Source organism: Ktedonobacter racemifer DSM 44963 (assembly GCF_000178855.1).
GTDB lineage: Bacteria > Chloroflexota > Ktedonobacteria > Ktedonobacterales > Ktedonobacteraceae > Ktedonobacter > Ktedonobacter racemifer.
Genome location: NZ_ADVG01000003.1, coordinates 1607618 through 1630583 on the forward strand (window position 1 = coordinate 1607618; position 22966 = coordinate 1630583).

Consider the following 22966-nt stretch of genomic DNA (forward strand, 5'->3'; position numbering starts at 1 on the left):
ATCTTTAATATGCTTAGCGGAGGCTTAATCATGTTCAATTTCAAAGGAAGCATTGCAGTACATGCGATTACGTGGGGAGAAGATCATTTCAAGGCGCTGGAGGAGGCTTCGAAGCTCGGCTACCGGGCGATTGAGCCGTGGGCGTCCTTCGTTCTATCCTACGAGGATCGAATGGAGGAATTCAAGGAGATTTTGGCGCGGCACGGTCTTGCGATGACGGCCCTTTACGGCGGAGCTTCCGGAGGGATGAATCGGAGATTCGGGAATCCTGAGGCTCGTCAGGAAATCGTCGATTACAATGTTCGTCTGGCGCGCGTCATCGCCAAGTGCGGAGCCGAGCATTTGGTGTTTGGTCCCGGCGGCCCCCGCCAGAAGCCGACGAGTCTGGAGGAGCTGAAGCAAGCCGCGGTGACGATTAATGAGGCAGCTAAAAGAACGTACGAGCTTGGAGTTAAAGCTTGCCTGCATCCGCATCTGTGGACGGAGGTGCAGGACGAGAACGAACTCGACGAGCTTATGAGTCTATGCGACCCAGAAGTTGTGTTTTTCGCGCCGGATTCGGCTCACTTGACCGGAGCGGGCATGGACCCAGCGGCGATCATTCGGAAATACCACAATCGGGTCGCCTACGTGCATTTGAAGGATTTGACGTCCAAAGAGGCGACGAAGGAGGACTTCCCGATGCTGCTGGGCAATGAGGCGCTCCCCGTATTTTGCGAGCTTGGGCTGGGTTCTATCGATTTCCCGCCGATTATAGAAGCTTTGAACGAAATCGACTATAAGGGCTGGATGACCGTCGAAATCGATCAGTCGACGAGTACCCCGATGCAGAGCTTGCAAATTTGCCGCGATTTTGTCGAGCAGCAGCTGAACATTCCGGTCAGAAGAGCGTGACTCCGTCATGACGGCTAAAAAAAGGTAACGCGTCGGCATGGTCGGCTTTAAGTTCATGGGCAAAGCGCATAGCCATGCTTATAGGGATTTGCCCTTTTTCTTCGATACGGACGTGGAGCCCGTGCTGCAAATGCTTGTCGGACGGGATCAGAACACCGTTCGGCTCGCTGCGGAGAAGCTAGGATGGCTGTCCTACGAGACGGATTGGCGCCGCTTGCTGGAGAGGGACGATATCAACGTCATCGACATCGACACTCCGAACGGCTCGCATGCGGAGATCGCTATTGCGGCGGCGAAAGCAGGCAAGCACGTTCTCTGTGAGAAACCGCTCGCGATGAATGCCCTGCAAGCCAAGGAAATGTGGAAAGCCGCGGAGCAAGCGGGCGTCGTCCATATGATCTGCCACAACTATCGATTCGCGCCAGCCGTGCAATGGGCGGAGAAGCTCATTCAGGAGGGCGTATTGGGGGATATTTATCATTTTCGCGCCCAATACTTGCAGGATTGGATTATGGATCCTGAGTTCCCGCTCGTGTGGCGCATGAGGAAGGAAGTGACCGGATCGGGGACGTTGGGCGATCTGATGGCACATTCCATCAATCTGACAAGGTTTTTGGTCGGGAAATCCGCGAAGTGTCCGGCCTGCTGGAAACATTCATTAAGACGAGGCCCGTCGGCGAAATGTCGGGAGGATTGGATGCAGCGGCCAGCAGCGGCGCCGTAGCCGATGTGGATGTGGACGATGCGGCTGCCGCGCTGGCAAGATTCGAGAACGGAGCAGTGGGCGTGTTCGAAGCTACTCGCTTCGCTAAAGGGAATCGCAACGGAAACCGCATCGAAATCAACGGCTCGAAGGGCTCGATCCGTTGGGCTATGGATCAGATGAACACACTTGAACTATACTTGGAGAATGATCCTCTTGGTATTCAGGGCTTTCGATCGATTACCTGTACAGAGGGCGTACACCCATATGCGGGAGCTTATTGGCCGGCGGGGCATCCGATCGGATACGAGCATGCGTTTATTAATTTGATGCACGAGTTTATGCGGGGGATTTCCGGAAACGGCGGCAATCCTTCCCCCAGCTTCGAGGACGGGTATCCGAACCAGGTCGTTCTGGAAGCGATCGAGCAATCGGTGACTGCCGGAGCAAAGGTTGCTATTACGTATTAGGAAAACTTCGATTGGCACGAAGGCAGTCAGGAGGTCAATGCGATGGATGAGTCGTGGATGAATAGCATATCCCCTTTCGTCAGGGCCGTGAGAATTATGAAGTCCAGCTCGTTAACTGGGGAGTGGATGGATCACGATCACGTCTTTACTTATATCGAGCAAGGGGAAGCGGTATTTTTCCTGAGCGGCGTAAAGTATGAGGCTCGGGAGGGCGATATTTTGCTTATGCACCCCTTTATGTCCCATATCATCAAATCGACCTCGACCGTCCCATTGATTCAATATATTTTTCACTTTGATCTTTATTACGACGAAGAGCGGAGCTTGCTGAAGTATACGAACGCGACGAAGCGGATGAGGAAAAAGGTCGTCGATAGGGAGATGAAACTGGATTCGATCGTCCCTATCTCCCATTTGCAGTTGGCGGACCGGATTGATTTGAAGAAGCGGTTTTTGCTGCTGCACAAGGAGTTTTTGGATAAACGGCCTGGAAGCTCTCTGATTATGAAATCGATTTGCCTGGAATTGCTGCACATCTTCTTGAAAAACCAAGCGGATCGCAAGGACGACGAAGGCAAAATGACAAAAGGGTGGGCGTTTATCGAAAGAGCGATTAACTATATTCACGAATGCTTTTCCGACCCTCAACTTAACAACGTGTCGATCAGTGAGCATGTCGGGGTGTCCACAAACCATTTGTCTCATTTGTTCAAGAAGCAGCTAGGTATATCGATTCATAAGTACGTGACGCATATTCGGATTGAGCAAGCGAAAAAAAGAATCGTCGACGGCAAGCTTAACTTGACCGAAATTGCGGATGAAGTCGGATTTTCCAGCATCCATTTGTTCAGCCGGTCATTCAAATCGGCGGTTGGGATTATGCCCAGCAAGTTCGCGGCGATGCAAACCGCATTAATAAACGAAAATCGATAACGGAGGCAGATAAAGATGGCGAATTTCAAATTTTCGGTCGGCCCATGGAACGTGCATGAAGGAGCGGATGTAAATAAGGTCATTAGATGAGGGCAAAATAATACTATTATTTGAGGTACTATTCGCCTGCATCTTTTTCTTGCCCTGGCTGCTCAAAGCACTTTACAAGCTAATAAAATACCATTGGCATGGCTCAAGAGTTCTTTGTTTTACCTCAGATAATTGTACAGAAATTAGGTTCATGCGCACTTTGTATGGAAAGCTTCATCATGATAGAGTATCCGTAAAAGGAGTAGATCAAAGTTGGCACGCCCATACATTTGTAGCTTGATGAGTTTGAGTCGATTCACCTGCCGTAGAGTAGGCTGCCAGCGAGGTACCACTGCTGGCCCTTTTCTGTCGGCCCCTCCCACGAACCGTGCTTGCACCGTTAAGCGCACACGGCTCTCCAGCAGAAGGCATCCACTCAGTTCGGGAATAGCGCATCTCGCGCCCCTTCCTTTTTAGATGCCATCCACCTGCCATCCTTCCCCCTGTTCGCCGCTTTCCGGCGCTCCATGGCGAGTCGTGACTCCCGCGAGTACTACGATGGCTCCGTGATCCTGGGCGTCTCCGTCTTCGGACCATCCCGCATTTACGCCCATGAGACGTGATAGTATGGGTAGGTGCCCGTTCGTTCCTTACCACACTCATTGTGTGTTCCTCATCGGAGTGAGCATTGCACATCCTCGAAAGGGAGATGTGTATTCCGATGTCATTGCGTCAGACATGCTGCGATAGGCGGACCAAACGCCGGAGGGAACTTGGGTTCAACAAATACAGTTTCACCATGCATACAGGACTTGCGGAGCAGATTACTGTACATGCCTTCCGGCTTCTCCGCGTTAGAAGCAATAGGGTGGACACACAGCGCCTTGATCTGTTTCCAGATCAGGTTTCTGTGTGTCTCCCACCGAACAGGACGGACCAATTTCTCGGTATCCGGCTCTCCAGCCGTTCCCAGGACACCCTGGTGTTGAAGGCATTCCATTGGCTCCTCTGCATTACGCATACCGTTGTGTGCCCTCAACTGAACGACCTGCTTCCCTTTGCCATGTAAGAGGCATTATCTCTCCCCGACGTAGGGTAAGAGGCCGGGTCCCGATTGCTCGGGAGCACCAACCCCTCCCCTCCGAACGCAGCGACGAGGATCAGGAGAGAGAAATGGCCATGGTCGTGCGAGTGGTAGACCCCCCCATCTCGCCATTGAGGCCCTCCCATTCTTTGAGTGCGACCAACGAGGGATCGCCGAGGATGGCTTGTGCACGCTCTACAGTTGACATGGTGCTCCTTCCTTTCGCTCCTCTTCTTTCTATTGTACCGCAGGAGCGTTATTGTACCCTCAGATGACCTGGTTGTCCTTGTCCGCGGATAAAAGTAGTAGATTCTTCTTGTGTGCAAGTGATGTTCGCATTCGTCGGGACTCCAGCAGGTTAGAGGTGGTGGTAAATTCCCTGAATGTTGAGCACTTTTTGCCCTCAGGGGTCGGCTTTTGCCCTGAAGAGTGAGCAGCTCAACTATTGCTGTTGAGTAACACAGTTCTAGAAGCACATTCACACATTCGGCGGTTGTAAATTCACGAGCAAAAGTTGCTTGAATTGTGGGCAAAAGCTCCTATCCTTCAGTTATAACCCCCAACATTCTGAAGGTGAAAATCCCATACTTATCCTGTGGATGAGTTATCTCGCCGCCGTAGAAAAGGGGTGTTCAGACCGGAATACGTATGCAGGTGCCATCATCAAAATGTTGGGATTTACACCCGGCCAAAAAGGGCGCGCCGGGGAGATTGTGCAAAATGTGAGTGAGCAGGGATAAGCAATAGAGCTCAAGGTGATTCTGACGTCCTGCCGCTCAGCAGCACTCCCCTGGCAGATTGTGATATGCTTGCGAGCAGAGATACATGTCAGAGAAGCAGAAGACAATGCCATCCCTCTTGTGGATGGCACCTGCTATTTTCAGGAGAAAAACATGATGGAAGAAACGTATGAGAAGAGGACGCGAACGCTGGTTCTCGGTGGAGGAGGCGTGGCCGGAATTTCCTGGGAACTGGGTATCCTGACTGGCTTATATGAGGCCGGAGTGGATTTACGGGATGCGGACCTGCTTATCGGAACCTCCGCCGGCTCGTCGGTTGGCGCGCAGATTGCCAGTGGGACTCCGCTTGACGAGCTCTTTGCCGCGCAACTGATTCCTGTTGAGCAGTCGAAGGAGCGCATGGTGGCCTTCGATGCCGCACAACTGATGGAGGCGTGGCGCCAGGCATACGCGAAGGCGGGTTCCGATAGTAAAGCCCTGCGAGCGGCTATCGGTGCCTATGCTCTCGCTACCCCGACGATCTCAGAGGCAGACCGGCGTGCTATTATAGCGTCCCGCCTGCCTCTGCAGACGTGGCCACAGCAGCGTCTCCTGATTGTTACGGTAGATGCCGAGACCGGTGAGGAATATGTTATTGATCGCCAATCAGGGGTTGACTTGGTGGATGCGGTCGCGGCCAGTTGTGCTGTGCCCGGTGTCTGGCCGCCTGTGACGATCGCGGGCCATCGTTATATCGATGGAGGAATGCGTTCGTTGGCGAACGTGGACCTGGCGCAGGGTTCCGAACGCGTGGTGATTTTGAATCCAATGGGCAATAACGCGAGTATGCCTGGTGCTGATATGGCCTCAGAGGCTGCTGTCCTGGAACGCGAGGGGAGCCGCGTCCTGATTATATCGTCAGACGCTGCTTCCCTCGCCGCTATTGGCGCGAATCCGTTGGACCCCGCGACGCGTTCGCCCTCGGCCCTGGCTGGCCGCAACCAGGGACGTGAACTCGCGACAACGGTCGCTGCGTTCTGGTCTCGCGACTAAGCGTGCGTAGATCACGCGGGTGAGCACAGGACTGGCCCTGTCCGCGTAGTTGACACCTCTCCACCGGCGCAGGCCGTGCCAGTTCAACCGTTTTCTCGTGCAGAGCGAGCACACTACCGACTCTCGTGGACCGAGCGCCTCGCACGCAATGCACGCGCACAAACAGCAAGCAAGGTCTCGATCAGGCTGTTCGGAATCCCACCAGCCTTTGCCACGTTTCTCGGCTTGTCGATCGTCTGACGTGCACGTGCCTGGGCGCGCTGGGTTTCTCTCGGCTTGGAAAGGGGCTTCGCTCTGAGATGTACTGGGGGATCAGAAAAATTCTGCTTTCTGAACGAATGACGTAGAATGAGAAACAAATGAAACAACTGCATTATTCTCTCGTGGATGTGTTTACGAATCAGCCTTTCGGCGGGAACCAACTGGCCGTGTTTCCTGATGCGCGCGGTCTGGCCACGGAAACCATGCAAGCACTGGCCAAAGAACTCAATCTCTCGGAGAGTGCCTTCGTGCTCCCTGCTCAAGAAGCGGCATCTGACTATCGGGTACGCTTTTTTACCCCTGCAGTCGAATTGCCCATGGCGGGTCATCCGACGGTTGGAACCGCCTTTGTGCTGGCCTATGAGGGTATGATCCAGCTCACTGAACCAGAGACGACCATTACTTTTGAAGAAGGCGTGGGAGTGGTTCCCGTCACCCTCTCTGCGCGGGAAGGGCAGCTCCACTTGATCCAGATGCGTCAGCCGCTCCCCACTTTTGGGCCGGTGTTCGCCGACCGCGAGGCGATTGCCCGGATGCTCTCCCTTGATCCCGCCCTCCTCGACACAACTCTACCGCTGGAAGTGGTGTCGTGTGGAGTCCCTTTCCTCTTTGTGCCAGTCAAGAGCTTAGAGGCCATATGCGCCATTCGCTTTCGACTGGATGTCTGGGAGCATGTGCTGCGCGATTTTGCTGCTCCGCATGTCTTCGTCTTCACGCAAGAGGTAGTGCTCCCCGATTCGACGGTGCATAGCCGCATGTTTGCCCCAGCAATGGGCATCGCCGAAGATCCAGCAACAGGTGCCGCCAGCGGCCCGTTGGGCTGTTATCTCGTGCGCCATGGACTGGTGCAGTCTGCCGGAGTGGGGAGCAGTCAAATGGTCAGTGAACAAGGCTTTGAGTTGGGACGTCCCAGTTTGGTGCAGGTGAAGATCGAACTGGACGGACAACACATCACGGATGTGTCGATTGGCGGGCAGTGCTACTTCATGGGCAAAGGGTGGATCACGCTGGCTGAGTGAGAGCTTCTTTCGTCTTCGGACAAAAAGGGAAACTGATCGCCTGAACGAGGTCTGTTCGCTCGTTCAAACGATCAGTTTCTGATATCGGTAATCTCGTTGCGCAACCCGTGGGTATATCGATGCTTCAATATTCGTGCCTCCGAGAGGCTTTGAAGGGTATCTCTTTCTTGGGCTTAGGTGAGGCTTTGGGTTTATCCAACCCATAGTACGCGCAATGGAACCTGTTCAAACCCTTCTTGCCTGAACCCTTGATCACCTTCACCGGACGCAGTGCCGTGGATGGCCTCTATCCCTACCGACCTCTGGCCTTCGCTTCCGCTCCCCTGGACGTTCCCATTCAGGAATGTCGAACGGTCTTTTATACCCCACCGGTCTCTGCCTCTGCCGCACGCATCGAAAAAGAGGTGCTGACGTTGTTTGCGGCGTTTTCCTATCTGGTTGAGGCTGCTAATCAACTCCACCAGGGCAATGAAGAGTTTTTGGTGACGCGCCGCTTTTCCCGTCACATTGAATTGTTGATTGTCGATGAAGCCAGCCGGCTCAAGGACGCTGGTTTGGAGGTGATTCGTGACGGTATTGTCAACTTGGGAAAGTAGCTGAACAATGTGCTAGAATAGCTGCATGAAAACAAACACCCCTGCTCCAAGCTACAAAGGCTTTCGCTTCCCACCTGAAATCATCAGTCACGCAGTGTGGCTGTATTTCCGCTTCTCCCTCAGTTTTCGCGATGTGGAAGAGCTTCTGGAACAGCGCGGAATCGTCGTGAGCTATGAAACCGTGCGGCAGTGGTGCTTGAGTTTGAGCAGACCTACGCGAACGAACTGCGCCGTCGCCGTCCGAAAACGGGAGACACATGGCATATGGACGAGGTGTACCTGAAAATCAATGGCAAAACCCATTATTTGTGGAGAGCTGTTGATCAGTACGGCAACGTGCTGGACATCCTGGTGCAGAGCCGATGCAACAAGCAGGCGGCCAAAAAGTTCTTTCGCAAGCTCCTCAAAGAGTTGCAATACGTCCCGCGCGTGATCATTACCGATACATTGAAGAGCTATGGAGCAGCGAAACGCGAGATCATGCCTGGCGTGGAGCATCGGCAACACAAAGGCTTGAACAATCGAGCGGAAAACTCACATCAACCGACGCGACTACGAGAGAAGAAAATGCGGCGGTTTAAATCGGCCAAACACGCACAACGCTTTCTTTCGGCCTTTGGACCCATCGCTGGACATTTCCAACCACGAAGGCATCGTTTCCCTGCCGGGGAGTACTGTGCCCTTTTGCAGGGCCGATTCCAGCAATGGCATGAGGTAACTAGAGTCAAGCAGGTCGTATAACTACCTCTACCTCCCCACTTCTCATTACCCTTTTATTGCTTTTCTCCTATAGCTCACCAGTATATTTCGTTTTTATAAATAAGTTGACAATGCCAACGCGAGAAGAAACGCAAAATCGTGGCGCGCATCCACGAACGCATTGCCAACCGGCGCAAGAACTTCATCGAGCAAGAAGCGAGCAAGCTGGTCGCCCGCTTTGGGGTGCTGGCGATCGAGGCGCTGGTCGTGGGGACGCTGGTGAAAACCCCTCACCTCTCGAAATCGATTGCCGATGCCTCGTGGTCGATGTTCTTCACCCGTCGAGCCGCGCCAAAGCGGAAGAAGCTGGACGGCAGGTGGTGCGAGTGAACCCGGCGTACACGAGCCAGACCTGTTCCGCCTGCGGGCATCGCCAACCGATGCCCGCAGGCGGTGCGGGTCTATGAGTGTTCCCACTGTGGCCTGGTGGTCCACCGCGATCACAACGGGAGTCGCAATATTTTAGCTGATGCGCTTCAAGCCTGTGGACGAGCAGGCTGAGTCGTTGTGCGCCGTTGCGCCTCCATGGCCCTTACTGGAATATCCAGTGTTACTAGGGCAAAAGTAACTAAAGCACCACCTAACTTTCGCCCCGAAAGGGACGAGGGGACTGTAGCATGGTGGGTCAAAGGCAAATGAGGGAAAATGTCCATCCCCAAGATGATTGTCAGCTAGGCCGTATATGGTTAGACCTAAGGGTCGAACTCTCGGTGAGCCGGGTCTGTCGGCCACCCCTCTCGCAGGGACATTGTTGCTAGAGACACAGGATTATCAGCTCAGGAATGACGAGTGGATAAATGCCCTTCCTGTGGGCGCTCGCAGGGAGCGAGGAAACCACCCAAGAGAGGACCTAAGTACGGAGCAGGACCATGGAGGAACTACGGGATCGCCTAAACGCGGAGACGCGCAGGGCGACGGAGGAGTCATACTACTCAAACGCTCATCGTAACGGATGAGACACGGGGAAGGACTCTAGAGAATACATTCCACTTGAAAGGGGTTGACTTGGATGAGTCAAAAGATCCCAGAGAGACTGGAAACTTTACGGAAAATCAATAGCACCAGACAGTGGGTGAATGATGATCTCTATAGGCTGATGTTCAAGGAAGACTTGTACATCATCGCCTACGAACAGATCAAATCAAAACCCGGAAACATGACTCCCGGAACGGATGGAGAAACCCTCGATGGCTTCTCTCTCGAAACTATTAGAGAGAGCATCGAAGCGATGAGATCTGAGTCATTCCAATTTCAACCCGTACGCCAGAGTTTTATCCCAAAGGCCAACGGAAAAATGAGGAAACTCGGTATCCCAAGCGCAAAAGATAAAATCGTACAACAAGCTATCTACATGATCTTGGAGGCGATCTATGATAGCTCTCACACTCCTTACTTCCGAGAAACCAGTCATGGATTTCGGCCAAATCACAGTTGTCACACGGCGCTACGAGAGATCAGAGAAACATGGTCGGCAGTCAACTGGTTCATCGAGGGAGACGTTCGCGCCTGCTTCGATGAGGTGGATCACCAGACCCTGGTATCCATTCTGCGCAAGAAGATCAAGGATGAACGGTTCCTCAACCTCATCTGGAAACTCCTAAACGCAGGATACATGGACCTCCATGGGACCAGAAAGGATAGCCTTGTAGGAACTCCACAAGGCTCGATTGCCAGCCCGATCCTCGCAAACGTGTATCTCCATGAACTCGACGAATTTGTGGAAACGCTACGCACGAAGCGAGAAAACGGCAAGGTAAAAGCCCGAAATCCTCTCTATCACGCACTCTCTGAAAAAAACGGAGAATGGCAAAGCAAGGCAGAACCAAGACCCGCGAATTCAGAGAATTGACCGCACGTCTGCGAACGCTCCCCTCAGTGGTAGTGGACGATCCACATTTTATCCGTCTCAAATTGTTGAAAGTCAATAAGAATCGGCATCAAATGGCGATTACTCTGACCGAAAAGGGTTCCCTGGTAAAAAAAACAGAAAAGCTGAACAAGGAACGCCGATTACCTCAGAACCAGGTGTCGATTACGGCATCGGAGCTGCTGCTGCTCCCACTCCCGTTTCGGACGGTGTATGGTCATCCCGCGCCTGAGTTGCACGGAAGCTCTCCACCCCTGCCATATCGAGAATGACTGAGTGATGAACCACACGATCGACCGCTGCTAAAGTGGTCATGGGATCCTTGAAGATCCGATCCCAGGCAGAAAACACGAGATTAGTGGTAATGAGCACCGAGCGTTGCTCGTAGCGCTCGGCAAGGAGCGTGAAGAGCACCTCCATTTCTTCCCGATCCTGTTGGACATAACCAATATCATCCAGGATCAGACAGGCGACTTGCTGAAGCTTAGCAATCTCCTGAGGGAGACGCAGCTCCCGTTTAGCAGCAAGCAGGCGTTGGACAAGCGCTGCCGTAGAAGTCCAGAGCACGGTATGCCCCTGTTGGATGAGCTCATGGCCTAACGCCGCCGCGACGTGACTTTTCCCGACGCCTGGCGCCCCAACGGCAATGACATTGTGAGCATGAGTGACAAACGCCCCGCTGCGCAAGCGCTCAATTTGGAGCCGTAAACCCGCCGAGAGGCGCTCCCACTGAAAGGTGCGAAAGGTTTTCTCACGCGGTAATTTGGACTGCGCCAGATAGCGCTCGATGCGCCGCTGCGTTCGCGCCTCGCATTCCAGGCGTGCGAGTTCGTAGAGAAAACCCTCATGGGTCAGATTCTCTTTGCTGGCTTTGAGCGCGATCTGAGCAACGGTGCTGGCCATGGTCGGCAGACGCAGTTCGCGCAACATGGCCGTCAATTCTTCCTGTCGATTAGGCATGGGCACACCTCTGGGAGGGCAGCAGCTGATCGTAGGGCTGCAAATTGACCGGTACGGTCGTTACCTGGCGGACCTCGATGGGACGGACCAGATCGCGCACTGCCTCCGCTGTCGGCACCGTCTTGGCTTCTTCTAGCAACAGCAGCGCGGTTTCCACCTCGGCCTCTGAAAGGGTAGCTGCCAGATGGAGCACGCGCACATATTCCCGATCGGCACGCGCAGGTAGATCACTCCTGAGCCGATCGTAGGCCCGGCGAAAGGCCAGGGTCGGATAGAGATCGTCACGATAGCGATAGGCAGCAAAAGCCCCCGGTTTGCGCACCAATGACCAGATGATATGGCGATAGTTAATCACGTGCTGCGCGCGTCCGTGCAGGCGAGGCAAGGTCACCACGTGTTTGGAGCCAAGATAGCCCTCCAGGTGTTCGGCACGAACCCGTATCAGCAGCGTTGCTCCAATCAGGCGGGAGGGCACGGAATACATATTGCCTTGCACCACGATGGTGCTGAAGCGGCTCACGCTCACGCGGACCTCGCGGCAGGGAGCTAACGGCTGCGCTGGTAAAGGGCGCAATGCCTGCTGCTCCTGGGCATACCGTCCGGCGCGGGTCTGGTTGCGATAGCGCGCCAGATCCTGGAGGAAACGCTCATAGCTGGCACGATCAGGAAAATCTCTGCTTCCCCGCACCCGGAGTGCTTGGTCTAGCGCCTGTTGAAAGCGGTAATGCGATTGTTCGACATCTCCGTTCTCGTGAGCGACCCCTGCGTTGTTTGTCGTCGGCGTCATCGCGTAGTGCTGCATGAGCGCCTCATAGCGCTGCGTCCAATCTTCGCGCCCTGCCTTGTCCAGGCGACGTACTGCTGCGCTGAGATGATCGGTGCGATGCTGGGCTGGGACTCCGCCAAACTGCCACAACGCTCGCTCCAGGCCTTCAGCCAGCGCCTCAAACGTTTCTGCGAAGCAAATGCTGATAGCTTCGACGTTGGAATACGTGAGCACGCAATGATAGAGGAGATGAGGAAATGCTTCCCCAGCGATGGTGACGTTGAACTCCTCCATGTGGGTAAAATCGGACTGCGCACCTTCCCCAGGGGTATGCACTTGCTCAAAATAGACCTCTTTGTCCGGTCCCTGCGTCGCTTTCCAGGTCGCAATATGCCGCTGCAGGGTGCGTACCTGCGTCGGGCGATATTTGCTCGGATGCCGTGCACACAACAAAGCAAACAAGGTTGCCCCTTGCAGTGCTGGATCGCGTTGTAACTGTTCCACCACCCAGAGCCAATCTTCCTCAAAAGGGTTCTCACGTGTTCTCCAGATTCGGGGACGTTTGAGCTGGCTGGGCAATTTCCCGGCTCGTTCATACCGACGGGCAGTGCGTTCACTCATGCCTGCCCGTGCCGCAGCTACTTGCTGTGTAGTACCTTTGTGTCTTTCCCGCATATACAACATAACCTCCGCGTCTTTCTTCATGACACTCTCCTCATTGCTTGATATGAGTGTCATTCTAGGCCATCTTGCGGATTTCTGCCTCAAGGTGGCCGGACTTTCTCATTGTCGCCATCGGACGCGGTAATTATCTCTCAACACTCAAATACCTGAGATATGCCGACGATTGGATTATTGGACTCTGCGGAAGCCAGAAGCTGGCAGAAGAAATCAAACAGGAAATCAAGCACTTCCTGAAAGAAGCACTCAAGCTCACTCTCAGCGAAGAGAAAACTCGCATCACCAACGCCAAAGCCGAAGAAGCGTTCTTTCTGGGAACGATCCTCAAGATCGGAAACGGCGGAAAAGCTAAGGTAACGCTCTCCACTAGTCGGTCAGGAAAGAAAGTCAAACGTCGATCCACCGGCTGGGAAACAATCATGGAAGCTCCTCTACCCAAACTCATCAAGAGACTGAGCGAACGAGGTGTCTGCACAGCAGAAGGTTTCCCCATTGCAAAAGCAGGCTGGGCCTACCTGGACACAGATCAGATCATTCACCTGTACAGCAGCATCAATCGAGGTATACAGAACTACTACGGATTCGTAGACAACTGGTCCAAGCTCAGCCGCATCCAATACATTCTCAGATACTCTCTAGCGAAAACCCTGGCAATGAAGTACAAAATCTCACTTTCCAAAGTCTTCAAACGCTTTGGAAAGAATCTCACCATCGTCATCAAAAGGAAAGAAGGCAAGGAAGACAAAGAAGTCTCCTTCTACTCTAACCACGACTGGTCGAAGGACAGAGATGCCTTCCAAGGCAGCTCTGTTTCAAATGTAGAACGGGTACGAATGACGATACAGATGAGAACACGCTCCAAGCTAGGGCTACCGTGCTGCATTTGCGGAGAAAGTGCAGAGCAAATCGTGATGCACCATGTCCGGCACATACGCAAGCTCTCTCACCGACGAGAACCAACGGGCTTCAACCGGATACTCCGAGCGATCAATCGAAAGCAAATCCCTGTCTGCGGAAGCTGCCATGGAAAAATCCACCGAGGCGAATACGACGAGGTAAAGCTGACGGACCTGGCATATATTCCAAGCTAAAGACGACCAAAAGGTGTTCTTGGCGAGCCGTGTGCATGGAAATCGTGCCCGCACGGTTCTGAGGGGGACCGTTGGAAAAGGGCTCTATTCAGTTGTTCATGTACAAGTGAGTAGGGCACCTCGCTGGCGGTCTACCCTACCCAGAAGCCCCCGGCTTGGAGCCCTGCCTTCTATACGCATTTAACATTGGCAAATGGGAGGCAGCATCAGATGCGGGACGGGAAGCTTGAGCTTTCACATCTCTGTTTGCCAGCTCTTCTTTCCAAGACAGCTTCTTCAGCCAAGTGGCAAAATCACTTTGTTAAATGTGTATAGAAGGCAGGCTTGGAGCCGTGGGGAGTCGTCACCTTTCTCAGAGTCTCACAGTTTGTGTCGAACGATTGCGTATAGAGAACCGAGGCAAAGCACGTATTACAGCACCGGCATTGGTACTTCTAAGGGTTCCTCCTGGCCGGAGATTTCATGTCTCATCGTCGCCTCTGCATCTTTATCGCGTATCTGGAGGGTAATGCTCACGCCGATGAGGACAAGCACAGCGGCGACGGCAAAGGCAATCTGATAGGCGGACAGATTGGGGACCGGAATGCCCTGCGTTCCGGGGCGTGAGAGTCCGACGATGCTGAGCACTGTACTCATTACCGCAATCCCGAGGGCCGAACCCAGTTGCCAGAGCACATTATAGACGGCTGTTGCTCTGCCCATCTGTGCGGGCGTGATTGTGGCGAAGGCCGCCGTTTGCATGGAGAGAAACATATAGGCCATGCCTCCACCCATTAAAAACAGCAGGATGCGGATCAGCCAAAGACTCGTGTTGCCATCCACGAAACACATAAACACCATCATCCCGGTCGCCCAGAGCAGACCCCCGATCGTCAGGCGGCGCGGCCCGATACGTCCGTAGAGGCGCGAAACAATCTGCATTGATGAAACTACACCTATCGATTCAGGGAAAGTTGTCAGACCAGAAAGGAGAGCCGATATGCCGCGTCCTTCCTGTAAATAGAGCGGGGCCACAAAAAGAACGCCCAGAAAGCCCGCGCTACCGAATAAGCCGACCAGCGTACAGGTGCGAAAGATATGATTGCCGAACAGTCGCAGGTCAATCATTGGCGTTGGTGTGCGTAGTTCAACGATCACGAAGGCGGCCAGTAAGAGCAGGCCGATGATGGCGCTACTCATAATGCTCGGAGAGGTCCAGCCAAAGGATGCCCCTTCACTTAATGCATACATCGTCAGAGCCAGACCGATGCCAGCCAGCACAAAGCCGGGCAGATCGAAGCGTTCATCAGCAGCCTGTCGATGCTCTTGCAGGTAGAGCAGGCCAAAGATCGTTGCCGCGATCCCAAAGGGAATATTAACATAGAAGATCCAGCGCCATGATAACTGATCGACAAAGAAGCCACCGATCACTGGACCTGTGGCTGGTGCAAGAACCGTTGGAATCATCAGGATGCTTGACAGACGAATCCGTTCCGATGGTGGAAAGGTGCGATAGAGAATGGCTGTGCCGACTGGTATGAGTGCTCCCCCTGTCAGTCCCTGTAAAGCCCGAAAGGCCACCAGTGCCTCAATATTCCAAGCCAGGCCACAGAGCGCGGAGGCCAGACTGAAAAGCGCCAGGGCCGACAAAAAAATCTGTTTTGTTCCCCAGCGATCTCCCATCCACCCTGATACAGGAATAAGAACTGATAAACTTACGATATACACTACCATTACAATATTAATAGATGTGCCTGCCATATGAAACTGTTTACCCAGTGAAGGTAAGGCCACAGTAACGATTGTTCCATCCATAATGCTCATAAATAATGCCGCGACGAAAACAATGCTTACACTTACCTTCGGATTGAGACGAAACCGGTTCATGAAAGGAATCCTCCAGGGAAATAGACATTCATATGATTTTTTATACAATACAATGCATGTTAGAATGATGTCAGCTTCAAAGTGTCGCCAGTTTGAGCAAAGAACAATGGTTGCATGCAGACGCACCTCGTTTAGATAGAGAGGCTTACTGTTGAGTTTACTTTATCCTGCTATAACTTGCAACAGTCTTGCTGATGAACTTATTCCGGTTGTGTTGCAAGAAATAAACTGATCTGCTACATTCGAGAAAAGAAGTGATAAATGACGTGAAAACTGGATCTCCCGCTGGTTTGGTGAATCCGCTCGCTTGTTTTGGAAGGGCGAAAGATTTCTACTCAATTCCTCTCTAAAAATATGACAAAGGGTTGGTGACCCTGCCCCAGTTTAGTGGAACGTCCAGTTGTGAAAGCTGAACTATTGTAAAAAGGTCAATGGGATCGTCAAGAATCCCTTTGAGGATCTTTTTGTGCTTGCTCCTCGTAGGCCAACGGACTCAGATAGCCAAGCGAGGAGTGGCGACGGACCCGATTGTAAAAGGTCTCTAGTGCAGGTTCATTAAAGCTCTTGTGTAAAGAAGGGACGCCTGATAGAATGAAGGCATGAAAGCCCCCATGTATGTTCGAGCGTTGTGCCCAGAAGAGCGAGCAGGGTTAGAAGTTGGGCTACGCATCATCTGATGCCTTTACCTTACGTCGAAGTCAGATTTTGCTCGCCTCCGGCCGAAAGCAACGTCCCAAAGTCATTGCCCAGAATCTGGGCTGTGCCACACAAACCGTGCGCAACGCTATCCATGCCTTCGAAGAGAAAGGGTTAGCGTGCCTCACACAGGAATCATCGCGGCCCAAAACGGTGCAAGCCCAATTTGATCAGGTCAAATGTGAAGCACTGCGTGCCATCCTGCACCAACCGCCGCACATCTATGGAAAAAAGACCTGCCTGTGGACCCTTTCCCTGGCGGCAGAAGTGTGCTTTGAGCAAGGTCTCACCGAGAACCTGGTGAGTATTGAGACCATTCGACTCGCCCTCAAGCGCCTTGGCGTTGGATGGCAGCGAGCCCGCACACTGGATCACCAGTCCCGACCCTGACTATCTCCGGAAAAAAAACGGCGTAACGCTCTCATTGCGTTAGCCCAGCGGAACGGATGGGAGATCGGCTACCAGGATGAGGTGTGGTGGAGCAGGCTCAGCCAGCCGAATCTGCACAGTTGGAGCGAGCAGGACAAACCGCTTCGTTTGCAAGAATTGCACAAAGAGAAAGACGATGCTGAGCCAAAAGCCCTGGCCTGTTACGGGATGCTTACCGCCACCAGCGGACAGATGTCTCTGCGTTTTGTCGCAGGCCGCCCGGTCAGTTCCGTTACGATCGACTTTCTGCAATGGCTGTGCGAGCAGGTCCATGCCCAAGGCAAGCAGGTCTTGCTTCTGATCTGGGATAATGCTTCGTGGCATGTGAGCAAACAGGTGAAAACCTGGCTGCGAGAGCATAATCAAGCGGTCCAACAGGAAACACAAATGGGTAAAACAGGTGTGCGGATCATTCCCTGCTGGCTCCCGGTCAAGAGTCCTTGGTTGAACCGGATCGAGCCGAAGTGGGTGCATGGAAAACGCGCCATTGTTGAACCCACACGGCTTTTAACAGCAAGTGAACTCAAGCAGCGAGTCTGCGATTACTTTGGCTGCGCATTGCTTGAGCCACTTGGTGTAGCGTGAAAAGACTTTGTAGAGAGGGGCGAAAGGCAGTGACAGGCTGAGCCTCTTACCCAAAAGGTCTCATTCGCCTCGCCCTCTGATGCACGTGGCCGACGACGTTTTTCGCCAGAGTACGAGTGAGGCAAGGATGTCCGATGTCGGAAGGCAGAGACCGCCATTCTCTCGGCCTCTAGCTCATGGCACGATAATACGACCAACCGTCGAGTTGGGGCAGGCTCATCCCCTGCAAACTCAGCAAGGTAGCTATCTGAGAACGATGATCTGTTGCATGATTGAGCGCCTGGATTAACACGATGAATGCAGGAACCTCGTGATCCTGTTCGTCATAAAAGAGATGAATCACCTGGTTCTCCTCACCATCCTCGGCAAGAGCTATCAGCGCTTCGCCAGTCTTGCATGCCCGTTGCTGCAATTCATTGAAACCCACAAAGGGAGCCTCTTCAGAGAGTTCAGGCTCAGATCGTTGACCAGTCAAAAGAAAAGTATAACGTTCTTCAGCAGCGAAGAGATGTTTGAGTGTCTCTCGTATACTGCCATATGTTCCTATTGCGGTCGCGTCGAGTTGTTCCTCGCTCAGCTTGCTACAGGTTTCAAGTAGTTGCAGGTTCGCCCAGAGGTGCTGCTTGAAAACGTTGGTGAATCTTGTGGTCATGAGAAATAACCTCTCTCAATATTGGAGTTTAGATAAATTTGTCGTAAACTGGCTTGCAGAGCCACTTGACGCCTTTTCTCATTTGTGTAGCTCAAGCCGCTTCTAGCTTGACTTCATAAGGATTTTATCTAAACTCCAATCAATAATTATCTTCTTTTCTCATTCTCTCATGAAAAGCGGTCAAGATCGAACCTGATTCGCCTGAAGTGGGAGCACTCTGGAAAAGAACGGCCAACTGCTTTCCTAAGGCAAGGAGACGCTTTTTCGCAGAGGATAAACCGTATGTGTGGCTCCTTTGGCTGCCAACAGGTTGGCTATCTCGCACAGGTGGTCACTTGAACCTGCACTAGTAAATGACCTGAAATTGTCCCAGTTTTTGTCCTGAACCCAGCACATTGGGACAAAGGTTCCTGGATAGGGCTTTGAAAGGATACGAGCACATGAAGATTGGAGAGACCATCGCCAACGATCTCGAAGTCACGGCATTTTTGGGGAAAGGTGGGATGGGCAACGTCTATCAAGTCCACGACCGCCGGTGGGGTCAGGTGTACGCCTTAAAGAGCCCCAAACCAGAGGTTTTTGTGAAGCCGGGCGGCCAGGAGGACTTTGTTCGAGAAGCGGAAACGTGGATTCATCTGAAAGCGCATCCCCATGTTGTCGCATGCTACTTTGTCTTCCTTTGGGAGGGATTTCCCCACATTCTTGCGGAGTATGTCGCGGGAGGAAGCCTGGCTGACTGGATTGTTTCGCGAAAACTGTACCAAGGAGGGAAAGAGGCTGCTCTCTTGCGCATCCTGGATGTCGCAATCCAATTTGCCTGGGGACTCCACTCGGCTCACGAACAGGGACTGGTACACCAGGATATCAAGCCTGCCAATGTGATGATGACGGAACAGGGGATTGTCAAAATCACGGATTTTGGCTTGGCGAAAGCGCGTACCCTGGCAGGTGAGGGAGGGAAGAAGGTGGAACAGGCAGAACAAAGCATCCTGGTCAGCTTTGGGGGCATGACTCCCGCCTATTGCTCCCCTGAACAAGCCTACGGACGTCCCCTTTCCCGCAAAACGGATATCTGGAGCTGGGGCGTCTCGATTCTCCAGATGTTTGTGGGGACGATCACCTGGAAGATTGGGGCAGCAGCACGAGAAGCACTCGCGAGCCACGCTTCCACACATGAAATGATCCCAGCGATGCCCCCTGAGCTGGTCAGGCTACTGAGTCACTGCTTGCAGCCCCAACCAGCGGACCGTCCAGCCACTATGGCGCAGATAGCAGAAGAACTGCAGGCCATCTATGAGCAGCAAGCACAGCAGGCGTATCCACGGAAGGTCTCAGAAACAACTCCCCCAGAGATAACAAAACTGATCAATCAGGCGAACTCGCTCTTAGCACTTGGGCGCCCAGAGGCGGCATTGACCGCTTGTGACCAGGCTCTCCACCTTGATCCATACTCCCTCCCTCAGATCCACCTCCTCAAAGGCGAGGCTCTGGCTCAACTCGGGAGGCCAGAGGAGGCACTCGGCGCCTTACCGTGGTGGATCACTGGTTGGGAGCCAACGCTTGCTCTGGCTCACTTCGGCAAGGATGAAGTGCTTGCCCGGTTGAGGCAACTCCGGACGACGCTTCCCCATACTACCGTCGTTCCCCCACATCTCACGCACAGTCGTCATTGGATTGGCATTGACTTTGGGACAACCAAGTCATGCGTCGCCGTGCTACAGGATGGTAAACCAGTAATCATTCCCAACAGAGGAGGGGCTCGCGCGACTCCTTCAATTGCTGCGCGCTCGGAAGCGCTCGGCTGGGTTGTGGGTGAGGCTGCCCAACAACACGCAGTCAGGAATCCTGAACAGACGGTTTTTTCACTACATTGGCTCATTGGAAGCACGTCTGATGATCCCAGGATCGAACGCTTCGACCAGGAGGCCCATAGCCCAAGGGACATAGCGGCAGTGATCTTACAGCAACTCAAGAGCGATGCCGAGAACTACCTCGGAGCAGTTGTGACGAGGGCAGTTGTGACCGTTCCCGTCTCCTTCAATGCGGCGCAACGTCAGGTGATCCAGGATGCCTGTGAGATGATAGGGCTTAGTCGAGCAGAGATGATTACTGCTTCAAACGCCGCAGCTTTAGCTTATGGATGGAAAAAGCAAACACATGAATATTTCGTAGTGTATGATATTGGTGGAAATGCCTGTAATATCTCCATTCTTCTGCTGGACGTCGGCGTCTTCGAAGTGAAAAGCACCAACGGCGATACGCATCTGGGCGGCGATGACTTTGACCAGCGCATCGTCAACTGGTTGGCCAATGAGTTCCGCAAGGAGCAGCGCATCGATCTGCGCCAGGATCGCGCTGCCTTGCTCCGTTTGAAAGAGGCAGCCGAGAAGGCCAAAAAAGACCTTTCTAGTTGTCTGCAGACCGAGATTCACCTGCCGTTTATTGCAGGTCCCAAGCACCTGACCATGACACTCTCCCGCACCAAACTAGAACAATTGGTAGAAGACCTGATCAAGAGGTCGCGTGATGTTGTGATGCGTGCCCTCTCCGATGCTTACCTGCGCTCCAGCGATGTCAATGAGGTAGTGCTGGTTGGTGGTCAGACGCGCATGCCCGCCGTGCAAACGATGATCCGAGATCTCTTTGGACGCAAACCTAACCGTGGCGTGAACCCCGATGAAGCCGTCGCTATTGGCGCAGCCATCAGGGGTGCTGTTCTCGCCGGTGAGGTGAAGGATATTCTCTTGCTAAATGCGACCCCCCACGCTCTGGGTATCGAAACCCATGGCGGCGTTTTCACGCCTGTGATCAAGCGCCATACGACTTTTCCAACTCAGAAGAGCCGAGTATTCTCTACCGCCAGAAACAACCAATCCAGCATAGCGATCCACTTGCTGCAAGAGGAACAGGAGGGGGCGAAAAACAAGAGGCTTGTAGGGAGCCTGTTATTCGACGGTATTCCACCCGCTCCACGCGGCGTGCCACGCATCGAAATTACCGTCGATGTTAATTCAGATGGCAGGACAATGTTGTCGGCACGTGACAAAAGCACCGGGCGCGAGCAGAAAGTTATGGTGCTCCTCAGCTTTTTAGGGCAACCTGCCCCAACACCCCCATCCTATTCATCTCGGCTTCTCCCTGTGTTGCTTGAGTGAACCCCAAGCGACCAGTATGTCGTTTGTCGAGTGTATTGAGTCAAGCGACACAGTGCACAAAAATATCTCGGAATGCATATTATTTACACTATTGCATGAAGATGCTCCTGGTGGGAAGCGGCTTTCCTGGGGAACTGTATCCCAATGTGCTTGATGCGGGGCAAGCGTGTACGATTCAGGGCAACAATGGCGAAAGTTTTAGGGCATTTGCCAGTTGCTCGAAAGTCAAAGTTGAAGATCAGGGCTGGACAGAAAATCAGGAGAAGCCCCATTTGCTTTGACACATATCCTCGCCACATTTCCTTTTTTGACAAATGTAATGCCGCAGTGGCGAATATATATGTCAAACAACATTTAAAATCGCTTTAGGGACTCGCGAAAACGAAATTGTCCCAGAGATGATAAACACTCATCGTTGCGTTTTCCTGGATGTCAACCCAGATATGACAAAAGTGCTTCAGAAGCCTGCTGAACATATGCCATACTCTGGTAGAGCAAAGGGATCAAAAAGAGGCAATAAAACGCCTCTTTTACATGTGTTGCTGCTGTGCGGGGACACGAACCCGTAGCATATTTGACAGGAGTGAGCAGTCCCAGTGGCGAAAGCTCACACGGTAGATGTGAGCAATCCTCTTTTCCTTCCATATACTGACTCCAAACGCTGGTCAAGCTTGGCAAGCAGCACTACAATAGAAACAGATCACTTTAAAGGGAGCAAGAGTATGTCAGACCAAACTGAACGCCAGCCTGGCGCAGATCAACGGGACCCCATCGCGGCAGAGGAGTACGTAGAGTGAACGTCTGTGTTGGAGGTATCCTGCTCAAAGAGAACAAGCTCTTATTGGGAAAGAGGGCTGCTCATCGCACCTTCTATCCCAACGTATGGGACATTGTTGGCGGCCATGCAGAAAGCAACGAGACACCAGAACAAACCCTGATCAGGGAACTCAAAGAAGAGCTGGATGTGACTGCAACGGCCATAAAGCTTCTTACTGTTCTTACTAGCCAAGAACCAGTGCGTCACGAGGAATATACCTTGTACATCTATCTGGTCACAGAATGGACCAACACGCCAAGGAATGTCTTACCTGATGAGCATGACTCATTACACTGGTTTGAGATCCATGAAGCCCTGCAACTGGACCTCGCTCTACCCATCTATACAGAGGTGTTTACGCAGTTAGGGACTCTCGAAAACGAAATTGTTCTAGAAAGGGTCTTGCCTGGAGATGATAAAGTGGTGGGAGAGCGTAAGAGAGCGCTTTTCCCAAATCACCACACTCGTCATCAATCTAGATAACGGACCGGAGAACCACAGTCGGCGAACGCAGTTCATGCAGCGTCTGGTGGAATTTGTCAAGTAGTATCACATCACTGTCCGTCTCGCGTATTATCCTCCCTACCACAGTAAGCACAACCCGGTTGAACGCTGTTGGGGAATTCTCGAACAGCACTGGAATAGTTCCTTGCTCGATTCCGTAGACGCCGTGATCCAGTATGCCAGAACCATGACATGGAAAGGGGTCCATCCAGTGGTCAAATTAGTGACGAACATCTATCAGACAGGTGTCAAACTAACCAAGGAGGCAATGAACGCCGTAGAAACCCAACTTCAGCGTTTGCCTTCCTTGGAAAAATGGTTCGTGGACATCGCGTATCACGCGCCAGCTCTCCGGGATGGTTAATATTTCTTGAAT

General features: G+C 52.9%; 20 protein-coding genes and 3 pseudogenes. 18 read left to right on the forward strand and 5 right to left on the reverse strand.

Translation table 11 applies throughout. The annotated features are described in order from the left end of the window. Positions 1 to 30: 30 nt before the first annotated feature. The 4 genes and pseudogenes from KRAC_RS36055 to KRAC_RS73955 all read left to right on the forward strand — a co-directional run bounded on the left by KRAC_RS36055 (position 31) and on the right by KRAC_RS73955 (position 4099). A complete protein-coding gene (locus KRAC_RS36055) occupies positions 31 to 894 on the forward strand; it encodes a sugar phosphate isomerase/epimerase family protein (protein ID WP_007915977.1) in 864 nt (287 codons plus the stop codon). Between the two features lie 37 nt (positions 895 to 931). Beyond that, positions 932 to 2067 (forward strand): annotated as a pseudogene (locus tag KRAC_RS76630) (Gfo/Idh/MocA family protein). A 42-nt stretch (positions 2068 to 2109) separates the two neighbouring features. Beyond that, complete coding sequence (locus KRAC_RS36065; protein ID WP_007915990.1) at positions 2110 to 3000, forward strand: AraC family transcriptional regulator; 891 nt, start codon at positions 2110 to 2112, stop codon at positions 2998 to 3000. Positions 3001 to 3898: 898 nt separating this feature from the next. Further along, the gene (locus tag KRAC_RS73955) at positions 3899 to 4099 is read left to right on the forward strand and encodes a hypothetical protein (protein ID WP_169460982.1); all 201 of its coding nucleotides are present in this window, start codon (positions 3899 to 3901) and stop codon (positions 4097 to 4099) included. Between the two features lie 91 nt (positions 4100 to 4190). Here the strand turns inward: KRAC_RS73955 and KRAC_RS78585 are convergent, their stop codons facing one another. Beyond that, complete coding sequence (locus KRAC_RS78585) at positions 4191 to 4322, reverse strand: hypothetical protein (RefSeq protein ID WP_007915993.1); 132 nt, start codon at positions 4320 to 4322, stop codon at positions 4191 to 4193. A 685-nt stretch (positions 4323 to 5007) separates the two neighbouring features. Between KRAC_RS78585 and KRAC_RS36080 the strand changes: the two genes are divergently transcribed. The 8 genes and pseudogenes from KRAC_RS36080 (at position 5008) to KRAC_RS36105 (ending at position 10370) form a co-directional block, all read left to right on the forward strand. Then, complete coding sequence (locus KRAC_RS36080) at positions 5008 to 5886, forward strand: patatin-like phospholipase family protein (RefSeq protein ID WP_007916003.1); 879 nt, start codon at positions 5008 to 5010, stop codon at positions 5884 to 5886. A gap of 359 nt (positions 5887 to 6245) precedes the next feature. Continuing rightward, positions 6246 to 7166, forward strand: a complete 921-nt coding sequence (locus KRAC_RS36085; protein WP_007916005.1) for a PhzF family phenazine biosynthesis protein — start codon at positions 6246 to 6248, stop codon at positions 7164 to 7166. Positions 7167 to 7402: 236 nt separating this feature from the next. Next, complete coding sequence (locus KRAC_RS36090; RefSeq protein ID WP_040445588.1) at positions 7403 to 7762, forward strand: TniB family NTP-binding protein; 360 nt, start codon at positions 7403 to 7405, stop codon at positions 7760 to 7762. A gap of 25 nt (positions 7763 to 7787) precedes the next feature. After that, a pseudogene (locus KRAC_RS36095) lies at positions 7788 to 8503 on the forward strand (IS6 family transposase). 117 nt (positions 8504 to 8620) lie between these two features. Next, on the forward strand, positions 8621 to 8851 hold the full coding sequence (locus KRAC_RS76635) for a hypothetical protein (RefSeq protein ID WP_052568827.1): 231 nt from the start codon (positions 8621 to 8623) through the stop codon (positions 8849 to 8851). After that, complete coding sequence (locus tag KRAC_RS78590) at positions 8842 to 8928, forward strand: zinc ribbon domain-containing protein (RefSeq protein ID WP_420795844.1); 87 nt, start codon at positions 8842 to 8844, stop codon at positions 8926 to 8928. The genes KRAC_RS76635 and KRAC_RS78590 overlap by 10 nt, the downstream gene beginning before the upstream one ends. Continuing rightward, positions 8891 to 9022 carry a zinc ribbon domain-containing protein gene (locus tag KRAC_RS78595; protein WP_420795845.1) on the forward strand — a complete coding sequence of 44 codons (132 nt, stop codon included), beginning with the start codon at positions 8891 to 8893 and terminating at the stop codon, positions 9020 to 9022. The genes KRAC_RS78590 and KRAC_RS78595 overlap by 38 nt, the downstream gene beginning before the upstream one ends. A 571-nt stretch (positions 9023 to 9593) precedes the next feature. After that, positions 9594 to 10370: a reverse transcriptase domain-containing protein gene (locus tag KRAC_RS36105; protein WP_244422421.1), complete on the forward strand. Its 777-nt coding sequence runs from the start codon at positions 9594 to 9596 to the stop codon at positions 10368 to 10370. Between the two features lie 183 nt (positions 10371 to 10553). Here the strand turns inward: KRAC_RS36105 and istB are convergent, their stop codons facing one another. After that, a complete protein-coding gene (gene istB, locus KRAC_RS36110) occupies positions 10554 to 11348 on the reverse strand; it encodes an IS21-like element helper ATPase IstB (protein WP_007905082.1) in 795 nt (264 codons plus the stop codon). Further along, positions 11341 to 12819, reverse strand: a complete 1479-nt coding sequence (istA, locus tag KRAC_RS36115; protein WP_007905079.1) for an IS21 family transposase — start codon at positions 12817 to 12819, stop codon at positions 11341 to 11343. Before istA ends, istB begins: the two co-directional genes overlap by 8 nt. Positions 12820 to 12863: 44 nt before the next feature. Here istA and KRAC_RS36120 point away from each other — a divergent pair, with 44 nt between their 5' ends. Further along, the gene (locus tag KRAC_RS36120; protein ID WP_052568830.1) at positions 12864 to 13886 is read left to right on the forward strand and encodes a group II intron reverse transcriptase/maturase; all 1023 of its coding nucleotides are present in this window, start codon (positions 12864 to 12866) and stop codon (positions 13884 to 13886) included. Positions 13887 to 14297: 411 nt separating this feature from the next. Here the strand turns inward: KRAC_RS36120 and KRAC_RS36125 are convergent, their stop codons facing one another. Continuing rightward, positions 14298 to 15752 (reverse strand): MDR family MFS transporter, encoded by a 1455-nt coding sequence (locus KRAC_RS36125; protein WP_007916012.1) that lies wholly within the window; start codon positions 15750 to 15752, stop codon positions 14298 to 14300. Positions 15753 to 16409: 657 nt separating this feature from the next. On the opposite strand from KRAC_RS36125, the gene KRAC_RS36130 reads away from it, so the two are divergent. Both KRAC_RS36130 and KRAC_RS36135 read left to right on the forward strand, forming a co-directional pair. Next, entirely contained in the window at positions 16410 to 16838 is a 429-nt protein-coding gene (locus KRAC_RS36130; RefSeq protein ID WP_244422422.1) for a helix-turn-helix domain-containing protein, read from the forward strand. An 81-nt stretch (positions 16839 to 16919) separates the two neighbouring features. Next, positions 16920 to 17462: a transposase gene (locus KRAC_RS36135; protein WP_007916015.1), complete on the forward strand. Its 543-nt coding sequence runs from the start codon at positions 16920 to 16922 to the stop codon at positions 17460 to 17462. A 169-nt stretch (positions 17463 to 17631) separates the two neighbouring features. On the opposite strand, the gene KRAC_RS36140 is transcribed toward KRAC_RS36135, so the two are convergent. Further along, the gene (locus tag KRAC_RS36140) at positions 17632 to 18114 is read right to left on the reverse strand and encodes a DinB family protein (protein ID WP_007916016.1); all 483 of its coding nucleotides are present in this window, start codon (positions 18112 to 18114) and stop codon (positions 17632 to 17634) included. Positions 18115 to 18554: 440 nt separating this feature from the next. Here KRAC_RS36140 and KRAC_RS63185 point away from each other — a divergent pair, with 440 nt between their 5' ends. From KRAC_RS63185 to KRAC_RS36165, 3 genes and pseudogenes are all read left to right on the forward strand, one after another. Continuing rightward, positions 18555 to 21269: an Hsp70 family protein gene (locus KRAC_RS63185; RefSeq protein WP_007916018.1), complete on the forward strand. Its 2715-nt coding sequence runs from the start codon at positions 18555 to 18557 to the stop codon at positions 21267 to 21269. A gap of 793 nt (positions 21270 to 22062) precedes the next feature. After that, positions 22063 to 22569: an NUDIX hydrolase gene (locus KRAC_RS36160; RefSeq protein ID WP_007916027.1), complete on the forward strand. Its 507-nt coding sequence runs from the start codon at positions 22063 to 22065 to the stop codon at positions 22567 to 22569. Then, positions 22505 to 22954: pseudogene (locus KRAC_RS36165) on the forward strand (ISAzo13-like element transposase-related protein); the annotation flags it as partial. The gene KRAC_RS36160 and the pseudogene KRAC_RS36165, both read left to right, overlap by 65 nt. Positions 22955 to 22966 lie beyond the last annotated feature (12 nt).